The following is an 18,357-nucleotide window of genomic DNA, read 5'->3' as shown; positions in this document are numbered from 1 at the left end:
CCGGCCCACAGTCACAGTCCCCGGAAGGACAGCCTCCGTGCCGAAACCCCGTCCCGCCCGCACTCTTGCCGTGGTTGCCGCCGCCGCGCTGGCGTTGTCCGCCTGCGGATCGGACTATCCACTGGGCGACGCGCAGCGCGAAGCAGCGGAAAACAGCACCTCCACTCTCTCCGGCATTCTTTCCGGCTCCGGGTCCAGCGCCCAGGGACCGGCCATGGACGCCTGGATTGGAGGCTTCGGCCTCCTACACCCGAAGGTTCAGCTGCAGTATTCCCCGGACGGCTCCGGTGCCGGCCGCAGCGCCCTCTTGGCCGGGGCCGTGGATTTTGCCGGCTCGGATGCCTATCTGCAGGAGGAGGAATTGGAGCAGGCCCGCGAAGTCTGCGGCCCGGGAGGCGCCCTGGATATTCCGGCCTACATTTCACCGATTGCCGTGGCCTTCAATTTGCCGGGCATCGATTCCCTCAACCTGGACGCCGCAACCATCGCGCGGATCTTCCGCGGCGAAATTGTCAGGTGGAATGATCCCGCCATTGCCGGGCAGAATCCCGGGGTTGATCTCCCTGACCTCCCGGTAACTCCGGTCAGCCGGGCCGATGACTCCGGCACCACCGAGAACTTCACCGAGTATTTGCATGACGCCGCTCCTGATGCCTGGCAGGACAGCCCTTCGGGGACATGGCCGGGCGGTTTGGGCGGTGAAAACGCACAGGGGAACGCCGGTGTGGTCAGCACGGTGACCCGCACCGAGGGTGCCGTGACCTACGCGGACGATTCCGTTATCGACGACTCCATGGGCACCGTCAATCTGCTGGTCGGGGAGGAGTACGTCCCGATCAGTGCAGAGGGCGCGTCAATCGCCGTCGAACAGGCCAGCCGCGTTCCGGACCGCGGCCCCCATGACATTGCCCTCCACCTGGACCGCACCACCACGGTCCCCGGCGCCTATCCGCTGGTTCTTGTTTCCTACCAGATCTACTGCAGCGGCTATGAGGATCCGAACACGGTGGAGCTGGTAAAGGCGTTTGGGCTGTACGTGGTCAGCGACGAAGGACAGGCGGCCTCGGAGGACGCTGCCAAGAGTGCTCCCATCCCGGCAACCCTGGCGGAACAGGCCCGCGAGTCCATCGAAAGCATCGGCACCCTGCCCTAGCTGGGCGCATCGGCCGCCTGTCACCTTGGGCGGCCGCCACTTAGGCAACCCCCCTTGCGCGGTCCGGACCGCGGTGGCAACGTTGTTTCACCGCGAGTTTAAGGGGGCAGCAATGCAACCGATCCAGATCGAGCGCTGGTGGCCGTATCTAGACGGTTCGGCCAAAATGTGGCTGCGGGAGAACCTTCGTGACGAAGGCCTCCCACGAAAGGTGCAGGACCGCATCGCGGAAGCGGGCGGCCCGGTGATTGAGCCGATTCTTGGGGAACGGGACTGGGTCTTCATCGAAACCCAGCCGCAGCTGACGGAATAACTTCCCCTGCCGGGTGAGGCAAGATGGAACGGTGACTACGACCGATTCTCCAGCCTCGCCGCCCCAAAAATCTTCTGTCGAAGCGTCATCTGCGGCCGGTGCGGTTTCCGGCAGCGGCAGGTTGAAGCCCCGCGGCACCTTTGCCCGCGGCCTCGCCGCATCATCGGTATGGGTTGCCCGGGGGCTGATCGTGCTGGCCGGGCTGGTGGTGGTGTGGTTCGGTATCCGGTCGCTGTGGTCCATCGCCCTTCCCGGCCTGCTGGCCCTGCTGCTGTCCTCAATCCTGTGGCCGGTGAACCGGGTTCTGCGAAAGGCGCTGCCCAAGGGGATTGCCGCACTGCTCTCCCTCGTGGGCCTGCTGGCTGCCGTCGCCGCCGTGGCCGTTCTGGTGCTTCCCTCAATCTCGTCCGGCTCGAAAGAACTGGTCCGGCGGGCAGGGGAGAATCTTCAGGATCTCAGCGACTTCGTTGCCGGGCTTCCCTTCGCCGTCCAGACGGTTGACTTCAATGAACTGCTCGACGCCGGTCTGGCACAGCTGCAGGAACACAGCAGCGACATCATTTCCGGTATTACCGCCGGGCTGGGAACCGTCACCTCTGTCACCGTGGTGTTCCTGCTGACCCTGGTGTTCACGTTCTTCTGCCTGAAGGACGGGGACAAATTCCTGCCCTGGGCCAGCCGCTGGACCAACAACCAAGCCTTTGTGCACGCGGTCCGGGTGTCCGAAGAGGCATGGAAAACCCTGTCCGCCTACATCTTTGCCCAGGCAACCGTAGCTCTGGCAGATGCCGTCTTAATTGGCCTCGGCCTGTGGTTCCTGGACGTGCCGCTGGCCCTGGCCCTGATGGTGCTGATCTTCTTTGCCAGCTTCATACCCATTGTCGGAGCCGTGGCCACCGGGGTCCTGGCCACCATGGTCACCCTGGTGGCGCACGGATGGGTGACAGCGCTGATTGTCCTTGGTCTGGTGCTGGTGGTGCAGCAGCTGGAGTCCAACATCCTGCAGCCCTTCCTCGTGGGCAAGACCCTGAAGCTGCATCCCGCCGTCGTGCTGGGAGCCGTCACCGTCGGAAGCACACTCTTTGGCATCGTCGGCGCGTTCCTGGCGGTCCCGGCTACCGCCGTCGGCATTGTGGTGCTGCGGTATCTGCGGGACCAGTCGCTGACCCCGGCCAACGCCGCCGTGTCGGGTGAGGTGCCCGCTGCGGCCGGGGCGGACGAGGTTCACGGACCTCAGCCGCAGCCTCCTGAGCCGGTTGAGGCGCAGATGTCGCCGGCCGCTGACCGGCCCGGCAGTGTGTGAAAGGCTAACCGCGGAAGATGTAGTTGGGCTCGTATTTGGTGGAGCCGGAGACGCGGTGCACCCGCTGAGTGCAGAAGGGGTCGTAGACCTCAATCTCCAGCCGGGCAGTCACCGGATGGGGATGGTAAATGCAGGTGCAGGAGAAGTGCATGCCCGGGGCCGCCTTTCAGATTCCCGTTTACCGTGTTGCGTGCCGCTGGAGGGCACGCCGCTTCGTCCCTTCATATTTTGTCAAAGTGAACAGACGGGGAAAAACGGGGCGGAAACCGGCGTTCACCGGTTAGTTCACCGGTTAAAGGACGGGTTAAAGAGGCGGGGCGCCTCCGGTGGTCTCACTTCCGGAAGCGCCCCTCGCGTTGCCCTATTAGTATTACCAATTGACCTGTGAAGATCCTGAAAGTGCTGCGGTAACGGCGGGCGCCGCAGGCTTTTCCCTAGGGGGCCATCCGAAGGAAGTCCGCTTCACGTTCCTTGCTCCAGGACCGTGCATATAGTCCCAGCCCGGCCTCGTCCCGGACGGATATGCCCAGCCGGTTGAGCATGAGGCGGCTTTGATACACGGTCAGCTGCTGGGCGCTTCGGCTGGCCCTGACCTTGTCCGCCCGGTACAGGTAGGTGTCGATGGCCCGGGACCAGCGCTTGCGCCAATTGTCCACGGCCGGCTCCGAAGCTGTTGCGGCCATCAGTCGGTGGGCCGGAAGGATCCGCGGCGCCAACTGGGACGTCAGGGCGTTGCGCATGTGGGCAGCCTGGGGGCCGGATCCCGCCGTGCAGCTGCGAAGATGGCTGTCCCAGTAGAAGTCCCACGAAATGGCCCGGCGGTCCGCCCAAACCGGGGACCGCGGCCCGCGCATCATGGCGTAGCCGGCATCAAAGAGAAGCAGGGCGGCCAGGGAAGACCGGCTGTTTACCTTCGGAAAGCGGGATGTTGCCCAAGCTGCCAGATCAGAGGACAGCTCGAAGACCTCTTCCGCCAGAGCCAGTCCTTCGGCCCCGCCGTACTTTGCCAGATCGGATTCGGCTCGTGGGGAGACGGGCCCGTAGTCCCACCGGGTGGGTACGGCATCCTCCCGGTATTCGGAAGTCTGCAGCTCCCCGAGGCGGGGGGCGGCCTGGTCAACGAGTGCGCGCATCAGGGATTCCAGCCGGTCCAGGACCCGGGGAGAACCAAGGATCCGGACCTGAATGAAGGGGTGCGCCGGATCCATGCACCGCGTATGGAACCACCGCTGGGCGCCCCAGGACCTGCCCTGAGCTGCCAGCGGGATGACAACGTCAGCAAGGACGGCGTCGCACAAGTCCGTATCTGTAGGCTGGATGGTCAGTGACCACCACTCGGCTCCGTTGGTCAGCGGCTTAACCTGTTGTGCTGCTGCTAACTGGCTCATTGGAGATCCTCCCGTTTGCGTCATGCCGAAGGTGATTTCCGGCCTTTGGAGAAAAGAGATTGAAAACCGCTGCCCGTCCGGCCTGGGGCAAGTCGGGCGGCGGTGCGGACACAGTGGTGGCGCTGTCGAACCACTGTTGGGGTGGGGGTCGCCATCGGGCGGGATCCGGCGCCTGCGCCATGAATCAGAAGATTTCACTTGCCGCGCCGGCCGGAGGGTGGAAACTAGACGGGTGCTTGGATACGGATACAAAATGTCTGCCGGCTGGATGAAGATGTGATGCCGTCAGGCTCACATCCTTCCAGCAGCCACGCCGTAACCACCAGAGACTTTTTCAAATTATCTTCAAAACCGAGAAACTAGTTGCACCTGCGGAAAAAAGGGGTACAACACCCGCAGGAGACATGCGCGGAGCGCGCTGCCTGATGCCGGCTCGACACCGTCACAGCGGAAGTCGATTTCTCGTGGCACGGGGAGCGGGTGGAGAACCGGCATGTGTCCGGTCCCTCTTTTGCGGACGGTTGCCGAGCCTTACAATCCAATACGTTGCCGACGACGACATTTTCGCCGGCAAGGCTGATACAACCGCGGCCCGCAGCTGGTCAGCCAACATTTACGGATCGGCAAGGCACATGAAAGACCACTGGTGGGCGGCGGAAGTTGCCGGCAGGCTCAGCACCTTTTTGGAGGGTGCCTTCTCCGGAGTGCAGTTCGAGGTCCTCCCTCTCGTGGCCTACGACGTTGCCACCATCGACGTGGCTTGGACCGACGGTCCCGCGCTCCACGAGGTGGATCTGATCGCTATGGAGTACGTACTGCGCCTGCACGTGGACCTCTGCGCCGCAGCAGGCGGGCTCGGCCCCAGGATTGACCGGATTTCCAAGCGGCGAACCATGAGTCCGGGGGTCGAGGGCAGGTTGTTGAAAGTGCTGGCAGCAGACCTGAACACCGACGTGGAAGACCTCGACATGCAGCGGATGTATCCGCTGCCTCCGGTTCTGGCTCCGTCCCGGTGCTGTGCCAAAGGCTTAGTGGGTGAATTCCTGGACCGGCTCTTCGAATCGACCAGTCTCAGCGGCGTGGGGCAAATGTCCGGGGGAGGCGGCAGTTCGGACTCGCTGCCGTGCCGGTGCCTCCTGTGTGCATGACCGTCCTGTGTGCATGACCGTCGCGGCCGGCCGGGTGGCCGGTTAAACAGATTCCCTTCCGGTTGCCTTGACGGCGTCCGGAAGGGAATCAGCGAGGTGCGGACGCGGGCGTCCGGCAGGTTAGCCCACGTGCAGGCACTAACTAGGAGGCGGACCGGAGGGCATCCTTGACCGGCAGATCGGATTCATCACCGGCGGGGGCTGTGCTGGTTTTGCGGGTCAGTGTTACATAGGAGATGGCCGCCAGCAGGGCAAAGCTGACCATGGCGATGCCCATCGGCACGGCCGTTTCCTCTCCGCCGAGACCCACCAGGGGTGCCACTGCAGCTGCCAGCACGTACTGCAGGCAGCCCAGGAAGGCTGAGCCCGTTCCGGCATGATGGCCGGCTTCTTCGAGGGCCAGGGCTGTGGCATTGCCAAAAATGAAGCCCAGGGATCCCTGGAACACAGCGAACAGGACCAGCATCGGAACCATGGGTGTCCCGGAAAGCGCGAAAATCAGCAGTCCGGCAGCCGCCAGCACAGCCACCACCAGGCCGATTGAGATCATTGTGCGGTAGGCGACCTTGCCGGCAAGCGCAGCGGCGATGACGCTGACAATCGTGATGCACAGGGCGTTCATGGCGAAGACCAGGGAGAACCGGGTTTCCGACAGGCCCATGATGTTCTGGATGATGAACGGGGAGGCGGAAATGTAGGCAAACAGCCCGGCAAAGGCGAAGCAGAAGGTCAGCAGGTAGCCGGTGTAGTTGCGGTTGCTAAGGACGACGCCGGCAACGTGCAGAGTGGTCTTGATGCCGCCGCGGTTGCGGTCTTCGGCGGCCAGAGTCTCCTTGACTCCAAACAGGCCCCAGACGGAGAGCAGCAGGATCAGGGCGGCCAGGGTCCAGAACACCGCACGCCATCCTGCGGCGGCAATGATCGCACCGCCGGCCAGAGGTGCAATGACGGGGGCGATGACGCAGATGATGGTCAGTACGCCCAGCAGCTTGGCAGCGGCGGCACCGCGGGCGGTGTCGGAGACAATGGCCCTGGCGAGGACGACGCCGGCAGCACCGCCCAGCCCCTGGAGGAACCGTGCGCCGGCCAGGATTTCCGCGTTCGGAGCAACCGCACAGACAACGCTGGCCGCGGCGCAGACAAAGGTGCCCACCAGCAGCGGCTTGCGCCGTCCGATGCCGTCCGACAGCGGACCAATAAACAGTTGCCCCAGGCCAAGGCCTACCAGGAAGGTTGTCATGGTCAGCTGGACGCCGGCTGCGGTGGTGTCCAGATCAGCTGCCATGCCCGGGAATGCGGGGAGGTATAGGTCAATGGACAGCGGGCCCAGCGCGGTCAGCAGGGCCAGGAGAAGAATGAGTTGTCCGCTCGTGCGGTGCACGGCGGAGGGAGGAGTGGTGCTGGAATCAGGCATGGTTTCTTTCGAGGGGGCGGTGGGGGAGCGCTCAACTATACATATGTGCACATATGTATGTCAAGATATGAGCTAGGATTGGCGCATGGTGGACAACACGGAGGCTGCGGCGCGACGGCGCGAATTGGCCATGCTCCTGCGGGACCTTTCCTGGACCATCCATCGGCGGGTTCCCGATGTCACGGGGATCGAGCCGCTGACCTCGACGGATCTTGCCGTGCTGAAGCATGTGCTGGAGGCGCCCGGGATGACGGTGACTGAACTGTCGCGGCACATGGCACTGAAGCAGAGCAACACCAGTGCGGCTGTCCGGACACTCGCCGACCGCGGACTGGTGACCAAAGAGAGCAGTGCAAGTGACCGGCGTATCAGCCGGTTGTTTCCGACGGACAAAGCAATGGCCCAGGATGAGGCCATTGGGGATGCATGGGCAGGGCCCATCCGAAAGGCGCTGGCGGGGTTGGATGCTGCGCAGGCCGCCGCGCTGGATGATGCCGTACAGGCGCTTCAGGCGCTGAACTCCCGGCTGCGGTCAGACCAGACCTTCCCGGGTTCTAGCTAAGATCTTTGGATTTCGCCCGCTGCGGCGATCCTGTCCCGCGGAACCGGCGGTAGCTGTACGCAATCAGTGCCAGTGCAATGAGCCCTGAAAGAATCAGGCCCGTCCCTGTGCCCCAGCCGCCGGGCAGCCACAGGCTCTGGCTGTAGGGCCACCAGTGCGGCGGCCTGGCCCACACGCCCCAGACAACGCCGGCGGCCATAACCAGGAGTGCGCCGGTGATGCTGGCGCTGATCCTCAGCCAGGTCTGCACACCCTGCTCCGCCGCTTTGAATGCCTTGGCCTTAACGGGACGCAGGAGGCGGTTGGCCCACCGGTACCGCAGCGACAGGACGGCCAGGCCGGCGACCAGGCCCAGGAGCCCGGGGCCGGGCAGTACCAGGGCGACAAGCCCGAAGGCGATCAGCAGCCAGCCCGCAACTTCGATCCCTGTCCGGCGTATCCATGGCGGAAAACTGTCTGATTTCACCGGTCCGCCGAAAATGGGCAGTGCTGTGCTGAACGCTGTGGTGGGTGCATTGTGTTCAGTCGCCCAGCCCGGCCTTGTCGACGCGGCGGTGGAAGCGCATGCCGGCCAAGCCTCCGAGGATGGCGCCGCCCAGGGCAACAAGGGCAGCAATGACCGCGGAGATGACAGCCGCTGCCGTGTTGTCGCCGGAGAGCTGGGGGTAGGTGTTGAGTTGGGCGTTGATGTCCAGTTCGCTGCTCGCCACAGCGCCGATGAGGGCCAGCACAAGGGCGATCACGATTCCCCAAATCCACACGGCCACGCCCTGCATAACGCCGTTAAACCGGGCCATCCGCCCAGCGACGTAGCCGCCGCAGAAATAGGCCACAAACAGGATGACCATGAGGAGGATGACTCCGGCCACGCCTGCGCCCTGAGGGTTCGCTGCGGCCTCCCCGGCGGCATCAACGTTGTTGGCGAGCAGTGCCGCCCCAAAAGCGGTGGCTATCGCGCTCAGCAGCACAGTGGTTCCCGCTGCTGCTAGCCAGCCGAAGAAGGCGGAGCCGATCTTGACGCCGCCAAATTGTTCCTTCTCCCGGCCGACTACCCGTTCGCGGCTTTCGGTTCCGCCGTCACGGGCAGCCGGGTTTGCTGCCCCCTGGCCCGTGCCGGCCCGGTTTGGTTTGCGGGCAGGCTGCCCCGCCGCTCCTGCGCTGGTACTCATGGGAGGACTCCTTGCGGTTGCTGGGTATATGGGCGCCTCCGAGAACCCCTCTCTCAAGAATAGAAAGAATGAGGCCCAAAACACAGGGCGCTTACTAACTCATTCGAACAGCCGATCAGCAGATCCAGGCCCCGCAACCCGGAAACGCCTCATGCACGGGGAATCAGGAGGCAGGCTTCGCCTCGGAGGCGGGGCTTTCCTCATCAATTTCCAGAGCCGGCTGCTCCTCGCGTTCTTCGCGCTCTTCAGCCTCCCGGCTGGGGGACTCCTCGTTGTTGTCCTCCGCCTTTGCCTGCTTCTCCGCCTTCACTTCGTCGAGAAGCTGAGCAGTCACCTCGTCATTAAACTCGTCCCGGGTGCCGGCGAGGTTGTTCTCGGTGGCGTCGGCTCCGAAATTGATGGGCTGGTCCTGGTTGCTCATGGTGTTCTCCTGCCGATGGTTTGATCGTGAAGTCAAAGGATGAGACTTTCAGTACCCTCCACCCTTGCATATCGCTCACCGATACTCCGCCAGTTCCCGCGAGCGAATCACCGGAACAGCGGCGGCGCCGGCAAGTACGATCCACACACCCAGCAGCGGGAGGGTGCCAGCCAGCCCGGCCGCAGCTCCTCCCAGCAGGGCGGCGGCCGGCATCACCCCCAGCGTGATTGTCCGCTGCGCCGCGGCCACGGACGCCAGTTTGCCGGGCGCAACGCTCCGCGGAAGCACCTCGGCTCCTGCCACGCCTGACACTGACACGAGAAAACTCCAGCCCAGTGACTGAACCACCAGCCAGGCCAGTTCCGGCCCGGGGAGCCAGGGGCAGAGGGCTGCTCCGGAGACGCACAGCGCCGACGCCGCCGCGGCGCCTGTCCGCAGGTTACGCAAACCCCATGCAGCCGTTAGAAACGGTGCCGCTGCGGCGCCGCCGATGGCTCCTGCGGCAGCCAATGCGCCCAACCCCGCGAATAGGGGAGGGGCTATGTTCAGGTCCCGGAGAATAAACACCGGCAACACGGTGTTGCCCAGCATTGCTCCGGCATTGGTAAGTGCCCCCGAAACTGTCAGTGCCCAAAGTGCGGGCGTGGCCCGAAGTGTGCGGAAGCCGCTGCCCAAATCCCGGCGGATTTTTGCTGTCCCTCCCTTGGCAGGAGCCGGTGCAGCGCCGAGCCTGATGCCCAGTTGCAGCATCGCAGACATGCCGTAGGAAGCTGCGGCGGCAGCCAGGGCCGCGCCCATGCCCAGGATGCCCAACAGTGCTGCGGTGCCGGCGGCGGCCGCCGTTGACGCGGTCTGGGTGGCAACAGCCAGTTGCGAGTAGGCATGTTTCAATGTGCCGGCGGGTGTCACCCGCGGAATCACGGTGCTGAGAGCGGTGGTGAAGACAACATCGGCGATCCCCACCGTGACGGCTGCCCCGAGCAGCAGCGGGCCGCTGAGCCAGCCGGTGAAAGTGGAGATGGCCAGCGTTGCCGTGACAAGGATACGCAGGCATGTGGCTGCGGTCATGACGCGCCGGCGGTCCTTCAACCGATCGATTACGGCACCCGCCGGCACGCCCAGAAGCAGAAAGGCGGCCAGCCCTGCTGCGTTGAGCACACCCAGAAATTCCGAGCCCAGCCCAAGCGCGGTCACCGCGAGGATTGGCAGCAGGGTTCGGGTGAGGGCGTCCGCGAACCCCTCGACAGTGTTTGACCCGAGCAGGAACCGGAACGAAGCCTTTTGTCTGCCCGGTAGGTCGGTGCTGATTGCTTGTTGTCGTGCCATGGTTCCCCCGAAGCGTTCTGTCAGGCCACTCCTGACGTCCGATATACTGTCAGGTAATTCCTGACAGAACAAGGGGTCATTTTCAGCATCCGGCAAACGAATAGACTGACCTCTATGCCCGACTCCTCCAGAGATGCATTAGTGCCGGCATCCACCGCGGCACCGTTCATGTGTTCTTTCTGTCTGCGTTCCAGGAAGGAAACGGGACTGTTGGCCGGGGCGCCTACAGCCTCCATCTGCCGTGACTGCGCCGCTCGCGCCACCGCTCTGCTCGATGCCGCCCCGGTTTCCGGGGAAACGCTTCCGGATACTCCTTGGGGCGGGCTCTCCGATGACGAACTGATGGCCCGGCTGCCGCAGGTTGCCGAGGCGCGGGAGCAGGTCGAAGCCCATCTCCGGCGCTGGGTCGAAGCCGCCCGGGTGCGCGGAATCAGCTGGGCCAGCATTGGTTCGGCCCTGGGGATGTCCCGGCAATCCGCCTGGGAGAGGTTTCGTCAGCACTAGGGGTGGGGGATTCCTTTGTCGGTGCCCTAGGCTGAATCCACTCAGACGAGCAACGGCAAAACCGGAGTTTCCATGTCGCTTTCAATGAGGTTGGCCGGGCTGGCCCTGCGTGCGGCGCCGCGGGCCTTCCGGACACCGGAGGTGGTCCGGCGCACCGCTGCACGGCGGCGCCGGCCTTCCGTTCCGCTCACTCTTCGCCGTTTGTGCCGGGTGCGGGAGGAAGTCGTGGCCGGGTTTCCGGTGATGACGCTGACCCCCAGAAAACCGTCGGGACGGGAGCTGATTTACCTTCACGGCGGTGCTTACGTCTTCCCGCTGCGGGAGGCCCACTGGTGGATCATCACCGCCCTCATCCGCCGTACCGGAGCCACGGTTACGGTGCCGCTGTACGGGCTGGCACCGTGGCACTCGGTGGCAGAGGCCCTGCCGTTCGTCGAGGCCGTGCACCGGGCCGTTGCCCGCCGGGCAGCCGGCGCCCGCGTCTTCCTGGCGGGTGATTCAGCCGGCGGCGGACTGGCTCTGGCGCACGTGATCGACCGGCGCAACCGGAGCGAAAGCCAGCCACAGGCTGTGTTTCTGTTCGCCCCCTGGGTGGACTGCACCATGTCCAACCCGGGCATCCCCGTGCTGGAACGGCGGGATCCCATGCTGGACATCCCCGGGCTGGTGTACTGCGCCCAACTTTGGGCCCGCGGCCTTCCGCTGGACTCCTGGCGGGTCAGCCCGATTAACGACACCCTGGCAGGGCTGGCGCCGGTGTATCTGTTCCAGGGAGGACGGGATCTGCTGTTGCCGGATGCAGAACGCTTCGCGGTCAAAGCGGCCGCGGCGTCATCGCCGGTGGAGCTGCAGGTCGCCCCCGACGGATTCCATGTCTACGTTGCCGCCACCTTCACCCCCGAAGCCCGGGCTGCACTGGATGGTGTTGCCAGGGTGGTCAACGGCGTCGAATAAACGTCGCACCGAGGGTATCGAAGGCAAATTGCACTTGGTGCATCGTTGCACGTAGTGTATGAAACGTGCAGACTTCCGTGCCCGCAGAAGACCGCCGCCAGGCGCTCAAGGACCGCCACCGGCAGGCGATCATAACGGCTGCGGCGGCGCTGATGCACGAGGGTCAAACCACGGATTTCTCCGTTGACGAACTGGCGCAGCGTGCGGACGTTTCCCGCCGCACCGTGTTCAATCACTTCGCTTCCATCCGTGACATTGTGTCCGAGGTGTGCAGCGGCGTCCTCAGCTCCGCAGTGGAAAGCCTCACCGCGGTATCACCGGTGGATGCTGCCCGCCCAGGCATGTTCGCCGAGATTGCCGAAGCCTTCCGTGCCGCCGACCTTGTAGCGCCCATGGCGTATCTCACCCGCCTGCTTGGCCCGGGCGCAGTTCCGGACTCCACACCGCGCCAGGCGCAGGCCCATCCCATCGCCCTGCGTGCGTTCACCGAACTGAATGACCGGCTGTCCGTCGCGATGCTTAGCCGGTATCCGGAAGCGGACCGGCTGGGAGTCGACCTGCTCGTTGGTTCACTGACCAGCGGGTTGGGCGTTCTTTATCATCACTGGCACTGTGCCACCGGGGCCGTGGATACCCCCGAAGCGCGCCGGGTCTGGTCGGACCTGCTTGATGCGCTCCTGGAAAAGGTGCGATCGGGCTATGTCTCCGACCCGGCCTCCCCACAAACACTCCACCCGTAGTTCCCACCCATTCCCATATAAGGACAGACCCTCAAATGGCTGAATTCCTCTACCGCCTCGGAGCCGCGGCCGCCCGCCGCGCGAAAACCGTGCTCGCGGCATGGATCGGAGTGCTGGTGCTTGCCGGAGCGGCCTTCGCCCTCTTCGGCGGCACGCTTGCCACCGGCTTCTCGATTCCCAATACCCCCACCACTCAGGTCACTGACCACCTGCAGGAGAAACTTCCGCAGGCTTCCGGCGGTTCCGGCTCCGTGGTGGTCCAGACCGAGGACGGTTCGGCGTTCACCGATGCCCAGCGTGAGGACATCTCCGCGCTGGTAGCCAAGGCCGGTGACGTGGACGGCGTGGAAACCGTCGTCGACCCGTTCGCCACCGAGGCGGAGCGTGCCGCGCAGGCTAAGCAGCTTCAGGACGGGCTGGCCCAGATCGAGGCCGGCCGAGCCCAGATCGACGCCGGCCGGGCCCAGTTGGAGGCCGGACAAACCCAGCTCGACGCCGCGCGGGAGCAGGCCGAAGCGGCCGGTGCCCCGGCGCCGATGATTGCCGAGCTGGATGCTCAGCAGGAGGTCCTGGACGCCAACCGTGCCGAGCTTGACGCGCAGAGCGCCGAGCTGGAAGCCGGTGCCGTGCAGGCCGAACAGGGCGCCGCTCTGTTGGAGATGGCCACTGAAATCCGTACCGTGTCCGAGGACGGAAGTGCGGCAGTGGTCAACGTGGTCTTCAGCGAAACGCAGATGGAGGTCGAACAGGACACCAAGGACGCCCTGGTCGCAGCCTTTGAGGATGAGCCGATCGACGGCGTCAAGGTGGACTTCTCCTCCGAGGTTTCCGCCGGCGTCCCCAGCATCCTGGGTGTCGGCGAGGTGGTAGGCCTCGCGGTTGCCGCCGTCGTGCTGGTGGTAATGCTGGGCACCTTCATCGGTGCCGGCCTGCCGCTGGTGACCGCACTGATCGGTGTGGGCATCGGGGCCGCCGGCGCGCTGGCCTTCTCCGGCGTCGTCGAAATGGCGTCCGTCACCCCCATCCTGGGTGTCATGCTCGGTCTGGCCGTTGGCATCGACTACGCCCTGTTCATCGTCAACCGGCACCGCCGCCAGCTGAAGGCCGGCTACGGCCTGGAGGAATCCATTGCCCTGGCCAACGGCACCTCCGGCAACGCAGTGGTGTTTGCCGGCGCTACGGTCTTCATCGCCCTGCTGGCGCTGAATATCACCGGCATCCCCTTCCTGGGCCTGATGGGAACGGTGGGTGCGGCCTGTGTGGCCATTGCGGTCATGATCGCCACGACACTGACTCCGGCGCTGCTCAAGCTGGCCGGCATGAGGATCCTCAGCCGCAAGGAGCGCGCGGCACTGGACAAGGACCAGGAGGCCTCCGCCTCCGCCGGCAAGCCGGAATCCATCCCGGTGAAGCAGATGTCCACCCTGCGCGCCGTGCTCACCGTGGTGGTGTCCATCGCGGGGCTGCTCGTTATTGCCATCCCGGCGATGGACCTGCGCACCAACCTGCCCGACGGATCTTCCGAGGCCCACGACTCCACCCAGTACCAGGCGTACGAAGCCGTCTCGCAGAAGTTCGGCGAGGGCCAGAACGGCTCGCTGCTGGTGGTAGCGGACCTGCCCGGCAACCCTAGCGAGGAAGAAGCACTGGTGGCACAGGGCGAGATCGCCCGTACGCTGTTCGACCAGCAGGACGTGGCGGCGGTGGCTCCCATCGGCTCTTCCGAGGACCGCACCGTCACCGCCTTCCAGGTCATCCCGACTGAAGGTCCCACCAGCGAGTCCACCCAGGAACTGGTGCACACGCTGCGTGACCTGTCCCCGATCGACACCGAGAACGGTGAGGTGGAGCTGGGCGTGGCAGGCACCGCCAGCGGCAACATCGACATTTCCGAGAAGCTCTCCGAAGCGCTGCCCATCTACCTGGGCGTGGTGGTGGGCCTGTCCCTGCTGATCCTGATCCTGGTCTTCCGGTCCATCTTTGTCCCGGTGATCGCGACGCTGGGCTTCATCCTGTCCTACTTCGCAGCCATCGGCGGCGTGGTGGCCATCTACCAGTGGGGCTGGCTGGCCGGCATCTTCGGCGTGGAGACCCCCGGCCCGGTACTGAACTTCCTGCCGACCATCCTGGTGGGCATCCTGTTCGGCCTGGCCATGGACTACATGCTCTTCCTGGGCTCGGGCATGCGCGAAGCCTTCGTGCACGGCTCGCCGGCGCGCGTGGCCGTGATGCAGGGCTTCCGCAACGGACGCTCCGTGGTCACCGCGGCCGCGATCATCATGGTGTCGGTGTTCGGCGGCTTCATCTTCTCGCACAGCACCATGATCCGGCCCATCGGCTTCGCGCTGGCCTTCGGTGTCCTTGTGGACGCCTTTGTGGTGCGGATGCTGCTGATCCCGGCCCTGATGCACCTGGCCGGAGACAAGGCCTGGTGGTTGCCGAAGTGGCTGGACAAGATCCTGCCGGATGTTGACGTCGAGGGCGCGTCCCTGGAACGACGCCACCCGCATGAGACGGGGGAAGCAGGGGAAGATACTCCTTCCGCGAAGGCCGACGGCGTGACTGCCCGCAGCTGATCTGCCTCACCCGCTGCAGTGCCAAGGTGCCGCTCTTCTCCGGTCGGAGGAGGGCGGCACCTTCGCTTAACCTCCCCGGCGCGTGCCCGCCCGGGTGGCCGCGGACCCTTCCCGCGGACCGGTTCGCCCTCCTAGCCTTGAAGTGGCCCGTGTTCCGCGGCCCAAACGGCCTCAGGCCAAACCACCAGAGGAGCCTGCTATGCGCACCACCACGCTGGGAATCAACGGACCGGAGGTCGGTGTCATCGGCCTGGGCTGCATGGGCATGACCTACGCCTACGACATGAACGCCGAACGGGACGAGGAAACGTCCATCTCGGTAATCCGCGGCGCCATTGAACTTGGTGCCACCCTGATTGACACGGCGGATGTGTACGGGCCGTACACCAATGAGGAGCTGGTGGGCCGGGCATTGAGTAACGGTTACCGGGACCGGGCCGTGCTTTCCACCAAGGTCGGCTTGGAAGTCAGCAGCGCCGCTCCCGCGGCCGGAACCATGCCCGGGCTGGTGAAAAACGGCAGTCCCGAGCACATCCGCACGTCCATTGATGCCAGTCTGCGCCGGCTGGGCACCGACCACGTTGACCTGTACATCCTGCACCGGGTGGATCCGGAGGTGCCGCTGGAGGATTCCTGGGCGGCCATGGCGCAGACGGTCACGGACGGCAAGGCCCGCGCGATCGGGATCTCGGAGGCGAGTGTGGAGGAGATTGAACTGGCGCAGTCGGTGCATCCGGTGACCGCGGTGCAATCCGAACTGTCACTGTGGACGCGGGACCGTCTGTCCGACGTCGTGCCCTACTGTGAGGAGCACGGGATGGCGTTCCTGCCGTTCTCGCCGCTGGGCCGCGGCTTCCTCACCGGGCGGTTCACCTCCTTTGACCAGCTGCCCGCCGATGACATGCGCCGCAGGCTTCCCCGCTTCCAGCAGGACAACCTCAAGGCGAACCTGGCCATTGTGCAGCGGGTGCACGACGTCGCCGAACGGGTGGGTGCGACGCCGGCCCAGGTGGCGCTGGCCTGGGTGGTGGCCCAGGGACAGCGGATCATTCCCATTCCGGGCACCAAGACCCCCAAGTATCTGCGGGACAACGTGGCCGCCGGGGATTTGATGCTCAGCGGCGAGGACCTGATGATGCTGGACAGCGCGCCGGCGGCATCGGGCGGCCGCTACTAGCTACTCCGCCGCCTGAACTACTCCGCTGCCTGAACTACTCCGCCGCCTGATTGGCCGAAAGCCGCGGAGCCAGGGCGGCGAGCAGCTCATCGGGGCGGCTGCAGGACACGAGCAGGTTCCCGGTCCGGCACTCGATCCGGACCGAAGGTCCGCCGACGAGGTAGCCGGTGCCATCCGGCAGGATCCGCAGGCCCATTCCGTGCCGCATGCCGGTCACGGGGCCCCGGGAGACGGCCGTCATCTCCCGGTAGGGAACCTCGGTCGAGAAGATTCCGGCCACACGGATCCGCAGGCCCTCTTCACCGACGTGGAGGCGAACGGTGATCATAATGACGGCGAGAAAGAGGACGGCCACCAGCACACCGGTGATGACGGCGGCCCGTCCGCCCTCGGCGACGGCCAGCACACAGGCGGCCGCGCCCGAAAGCCCCAGGAGTCCCAGGACCAGCCGGTAGCGCAGCGGTATGGCCGTGCGGAACGTTCTTGGTTGAGTTTCTTCCCCCGAAGTCATGGGGCCAGTCTGCCGGATTAGTGCCCGGTTTGTCCTTTCGCTGCCGTGTTGGGATTTCGCTGCCGGTGCGTACCGGCAGCGAAATCCCAAAACGGCGGTGAATGCCCAAAGTGGTCGCGAATTCCCATGTTCCCGCAGTTACCGGGCCTGAAAGATCCCCGTCTGCAGGTACTGCGCGTAGAGCTGGAGGACTTCGCGGGTGGGGGGATGGAGCGGGTCAGGAACCCTGCTCAGCGGAAAGAAGCCAATTTCGGAAACCTCGGACTTTTCCGGGGTCACTGATCCTTCCCAGCCGGTCAGGCAGAAGCAGAGCGCGAAGGCGTGCACCCGGTCTCCGTTGGGATACTCCAGCTGATGCAGGTCCGGGTCGGAAAGACTGGCAAAAGCCACCAGATCGGCGGGATCGGTGCGGATGCCGGTCTCTTCAAAGAGCTCGGCCACGGCAGCTCCGGCAAAGCTCTGGCCCGGTTCGCAGGCACCGGCAGGAAGTTCCCACACGCCGTTGTCCACACGCCGCTGAAGCAGAGCTGTGCCGTCGGTGCGCAGCACCAGGACCTGCGCGCCCGGCAGCAGAAGCTGGCGTTTTCCGACTTTCTGCCGCAGTTCCCATACATAGGATCCGATGTGCCCCATTCCTGCTCCTGTCCTGCCGAGAATGAAATCCAGCTTACGGGTGGTGCCCGGCCGGTGCGGTGGCTAGCCTGATGACCATTCCGCCAGCACGTCTGAGGAGAAAATCATGCCGCGTCTGCCTTTGGTCAGTACCGTTGACAAGCTGGAAGGCGCAGCCTGGCTGGATCCCGCCGCCGGCACAGTGTCCCGCATCGTGAAGAGGGTGCTGCCGCAAGGGAGCGTCACCGATGCGCTTCACGGCGTTCCGCTGGGGCACCCGGTGCATCCGCTGATGGTGACCGTGCCGCTGGGGGCCTGGGTTTCAGCGGCCGTCCTGGATGTGCTGCCGGGCAACGAACGGGCCGCCAAAACCCTGGTGGCCCTGGGCGTGCTGTCGGCGATGCCCACCGCGCTGACCGGCGTCACTGACTTCTCGCAGCTCGACACGCAGCAGCAACGGACGGGCGTGGTCCACGAGGCCAGCACCGCCGTTGCCACCGTGCTGTACGCAGCATCGTGGCTGGCGAGGAACCGGGGCAACCACGGCAGCGGAAAGCTGCTCGGGTTCGCCGGACTGGCGGTCGCAGGCATCGGAGGCTTCCTGGGCGGACACCTTTCCTACCGGCAGGGAGCGGGCGTGAACCGCAACGAAGACCTTCCTGAGGAGGTTCCGTCCGGATGGCATTCGCTGGGCCCGGTGGAGGGATTCCCCGACGGGCGGCCGCGCCCGGCACAACTGGGCGGCGTTCCGCTGATAGTGCTGCGCCGTGAGGGCACGGACGGCGAAGACGGAACCGGCATCATCTCGGTGCTGGCCGATACCTGCTCCCATTTGGGCGGACCGCTGCATGAAGGACACCTGCAGGAAGACCGCGGCCAGCTATGCGTGGTGTGTCCCTGGCACGGCAGTGTCTTCTCTGTGGAGAGCGGGGAAGTGGTGCACGGTCCGGCTACTGCGCCGCAGCCGGTGTTCCGGACCCGGGTCCGCGAGGGCCGCCTTGAAGTGAGCCTGACCGGCGCTGAAGATTAGCTCCGGGGTCCCCGGTCCCGTGCACAGCGCTGATGCCAGCCTGCCCGGAAGGGACA

The 18,357-nt window shown here is 65.3% G+C and carries 20 protein-coding genes; 11 read left to right on the top strand and 9 right to left on the bottom strand.

Features of this window, described 5'->3' with window-relative positions:
• Nucleotides 1-37 precede the first annotated feature (37 nt).
• From pstS to CXR00_RS05255, 3 genes are all read left to right on the top strand, one after another.
• On the top strand, nucleotides 38-1,153 hold the full coding sequence (gene pstS, locus CXR00_RS05265) for a phosphate ABC transporter substrate-binding protein PstS (RefSeq protein ID WP_237688626.1): 1,116 nt from the start codon (nucleotides 38-40) through the stop codon (nucleotides 1,151-1,153).
• 112 nt (nucleotides 1,154-1,265) lie between these two features.
• Entirely contained in the window at nucleotides 1,266-1,466 is a 201-nt protein-coding gene (locus CXR00_RS05260; RefSeq protein WP_237685543.1) for a hypothetical protein, read from the top strand.
• Between the two features lie 31 nt (nucleotides 1,467-1,497).
• Nucleotides 1,498-2,769 carry an AI-2E family transporter gene (locus tag CXR00_RS05255; protein ID WP_181032478.1) on the top strand — a complete coding sequence of 424 codons (1,272 nt, stop codon included), beginning with the start codon at nucleotides 1,498-1,500 and terminating at the stop codon, nucleotides 2,767-2,769.
• Between the two features lie 4 nt (nucleotides 2,770-2,773).
• Here CXR00_RS05255 and CXR00_RS18195 read toward each other — a convergent pair whose 3' ends face one another.
• Both CXR00_RS18195 and CXR00_RS05250 read right to left on the bottom strand, forming a co-directional pair.
• Complete coding sequence (locus tag CXR00_RS18195) at nucleotides 2,774-2,920, bottom strand: hypothetical protein (RefSeq protein WP_181032197.1); 147 nt, start codon at nucleotides 2,918-2,920, stop codon at nucleotides 2,774-2,776.
• Nucleotides 2,921-3,203: 283 nt separating this feature from the next.
• Entirely contained in the window at nucleotides 3,204-4,157 is a 954-nt protein-coding gene (locus CXR00_RS05250; protein WP_181032198.1) for a lantibiotic dehydratase C-terminal domain-containing protein, read from the bottom strand.
• A 521-nt stretch (nucleotides 4,158-4,678) separates the two neighbouring features.
• On the opposite strand from CXR00_RS05250, the gene CXR00_RS05245 reads away from it, so the two are divergent.
• Entirely contained in the window at nucleotides 4,679-5,305 is a 627-nt protein-coding gene (locus CXR00_RS05245) for a hypothetical protein (RefSeq protein WP_104053411.1), read from the top strand.
• A 142-nt stretch (nucleotides 5,306-5,447) separates the two neighbouring features.
• Here CXR00_RS05245 and CXR00_RS05240 read toward each other — a convergent pair whose 3' ends face one another.
• Nucleotides 5,448-6,719: a multidrug effflux MFS transporter gene (locus CXR00_RS05240; RefSeq protein WP_104053410.1), complete on the bottom strand. Its 1,272-nt coding sequence runs from the start codon at nucleotides 6,717-6,719 to the stop codon at nucleotides 5,448-5,450.
• An 85-nt stretch (nucleotides 6,720-6,804) separates the two neighbouring features.
• Here CXR00_RS05240 and CXR00_RS05235 point away from each other — a divergent pair, with 85 nt between their 5' ends.
• Nucleotides 6,805-7,281 carry a MarR family winged helix-turn-helix transcriptional regulator gene (locus CXR00_RS05235; protein WP_237687198.1) on the top strand — a complete coding sequence of 159 codons (477 nt, stop codon included), beginning with the start codon at nucleotides 6,805-6,807 and terminating at the stop codon, nucleotides 7,279-7,281.
• On the opposite strand, the gene CXR00_RS05230 is transcribed toward CXR00_RS05235, so the two are convergent.
• From CXR00_RS05230 to CXR00_RS05215, 4 genes are all read right to left on the bottom strand, one after another.
• Nucleotides 7,274-7,747, bottom strand: coding sequence for a PGPGW domain-containing protein (locus tag CXR00_RS05230; RefSeq protein WP_104053409.1), 474 nt, complete (start codon nucleotides 7,745-7,747; stop codon nucleotides 7,274-7,276). The genes CXR00_RS05235 and CXR00_RS05230 overlap by 8 nt on opposite strands.
• A gap of 55 nt (nucleotides 7,748-7,802) precedes the next feature.
• Complete coding sequence (locus CXR00_RS05225) at nucleotides 7,803-8,450, bottom strand: hypothetical protein (RefSeq protein ID WP_104053408.1); 648 nt, start codon at nucleotides 8,448-8,450, stop codon at nucleotides 7,803-7,805.
• A 163-nt stretch (nucleotides 8,451-8,613) separates the two neighbouring features.
• Nucleotides 8,614-8,871: a hypothetical protein gene (locus tag CXR00_RS05220; RefSeq protein ID WP_104053407.1), complete on the bottom strand. Its 258-nt coding sequence runs from the start codon at nucleotides 8,869-8,871 to the stop codon at nucleotides 8,614-8,616.
• Nucleotides 8,872-8,946: 75 nt separating this feature from the next.
• Nucleotides 8,947-10,197, bottom strand: coding sequence for an MFS transporter (locus CXR00_RS05215; RefSeq protein ID WP_104053406.1), 1,251 nt, complete (start codon nucleotides 10,195-10,197; stop codon nucleotides 8,947-8,949).
• A gap of 114 nt (nucleotides 10,198-10,311) precedes the next feature.
• Here CXR00_RS05215 and CXR00_RS05210 point away from each other — a divergent pair, with 114 nt between their 5' ends.
• The 5 genes from CXR00_RS05210 to CXR00_RS05190 all read left to right on the top strand — a co-directional run bounded on the left by CXR00_RS05210 (nucleotide 10,312) and on the right by CXR00_RS05190 (nucleotide 16,148).
• A complete protein-coding gene (locus tag CXR00_RS05210) occupies nucleotides 10,312-10,701 on the top strand; it encodes a ClpX C4-type zinc finger protein (RefSeq protein WP_104053405.1) in 390 nt (129 codons plus the stop codon).
• Between the two features lie 72 nt (nucleotides 10,702-10,773).
• Complete coding sequence (locus CXR00_RS05205; RefSeq protein ID WP_104053404.1) at nucleotides 10,774-11,655, top strand: alpha/beta hydrolase fold domain-containing protein; 882 nt, start codon at nucleotides 10,774-10,776, stop codon at nucleotides 11,653-11,655.
• Nucleotides 11,656-11,720: 65 nt separating this feature from the next.
• Nucleotides 11,721-12,395, top strand: a complete 675-nt coding sequence (locus CXR00_RS05200; RefSeq protein ID WP_258059786.1) for a TetR/AcrR family transcriptional regulator — start codon at nucleotides 11,721-11,723, stop codon at nucleotides 12,393-12,395.
• Nucleotides 12,396-12,430: 35 nt separating this feature from the next.
• Nucleotides 12,431-14,971: an MMPL family transporter gene (locus CXR00_RS05195; RefSeq protein WP_104053403.1), complete on the top strand. Its 2,541-nt coding sequence runs from the start codon at nucleotides 12,431-12,433 to the stop codon at nucleotides 14,969-14,971.
• Nucleotides 14,972-15,170: 199 nt separating this feature from the next.
• On the top strand, nucleotides 15,171-16,148 hold the full coding sequence (locus CXR00_RS05190; protein ID WP_104053402.1) for an aldo/keto reductase: 978 nt from the start codon (nucleotides 15,171-15,173) through the stop codon (nucleotides 16,146-16,148).
• A 34-nt stretch (nucleotides 16,149-16,182) separates the two neighbouring features.
• Here the strand turns inward: CXR00_RS05190 and CXR00_RS05185 are convergent, their stop codons facing one another.
• Nucleotides 16,183-16,659, bottom strand: coding sequence for a hypothetical protein (locus tag CXR00_RS05185; protein ID WP_104053401.1), 477 nt, complete (start codon nucleotides 16,657-16,659; stop codon nucleotides 16,183-16,185).
• Nucleotides 16,660-16,797: 138 nt separating this feature from the next.
• Nucleotides 16,798-17,292 (bottom strand): NUDIX domain-containing protein, encoded by a 495-nt coding sequence (locus CXR00_RS05180; RefSeq protein ID WP_104053400.1) that lies wholly within the window; start codon nucleotides 17,290-17,292, stop codon nucleotides 16,798-16,800.
• A 106-nt stretch (nucleotides 17,293-17,398) separates the two neighbouring features.
• Between CXR00_RS05180 and CXR00_RS05175 the strand changes: the two genes are divergently transcribed.
• Nucleotides 17,399-18,301 carry a Rieske 2Fe-2S domain-containing protein gene (locus CXR00_RS05175; RefSeq protein ID WP_104053399.1) on the top strand — a complete coding sequence of 301 codons (903 nt, stop codon included), beginning with the start codon at nucleotides 17,399-17,401 and terminating at the stop codon, nucleotides 18,299-18,301.
• Nucleotides 18,302-18,357 lie beyond the last annotated feature (56 nt).

It is taken from the genome of Arthrobacter sp. 9E16 (genome assembly GCF_002929435.1).
Classification (GTDB): domain Bacteria; phylum Actinomycetota; class Actinomycetes; order Actinomycetales; family Micrococcaceae; genus Arthrobacter_B; species Arthrobacter_B sunyaminii.
This window is presented reverse-complemented; position numbering and strand designations above follow the sequence as displayed.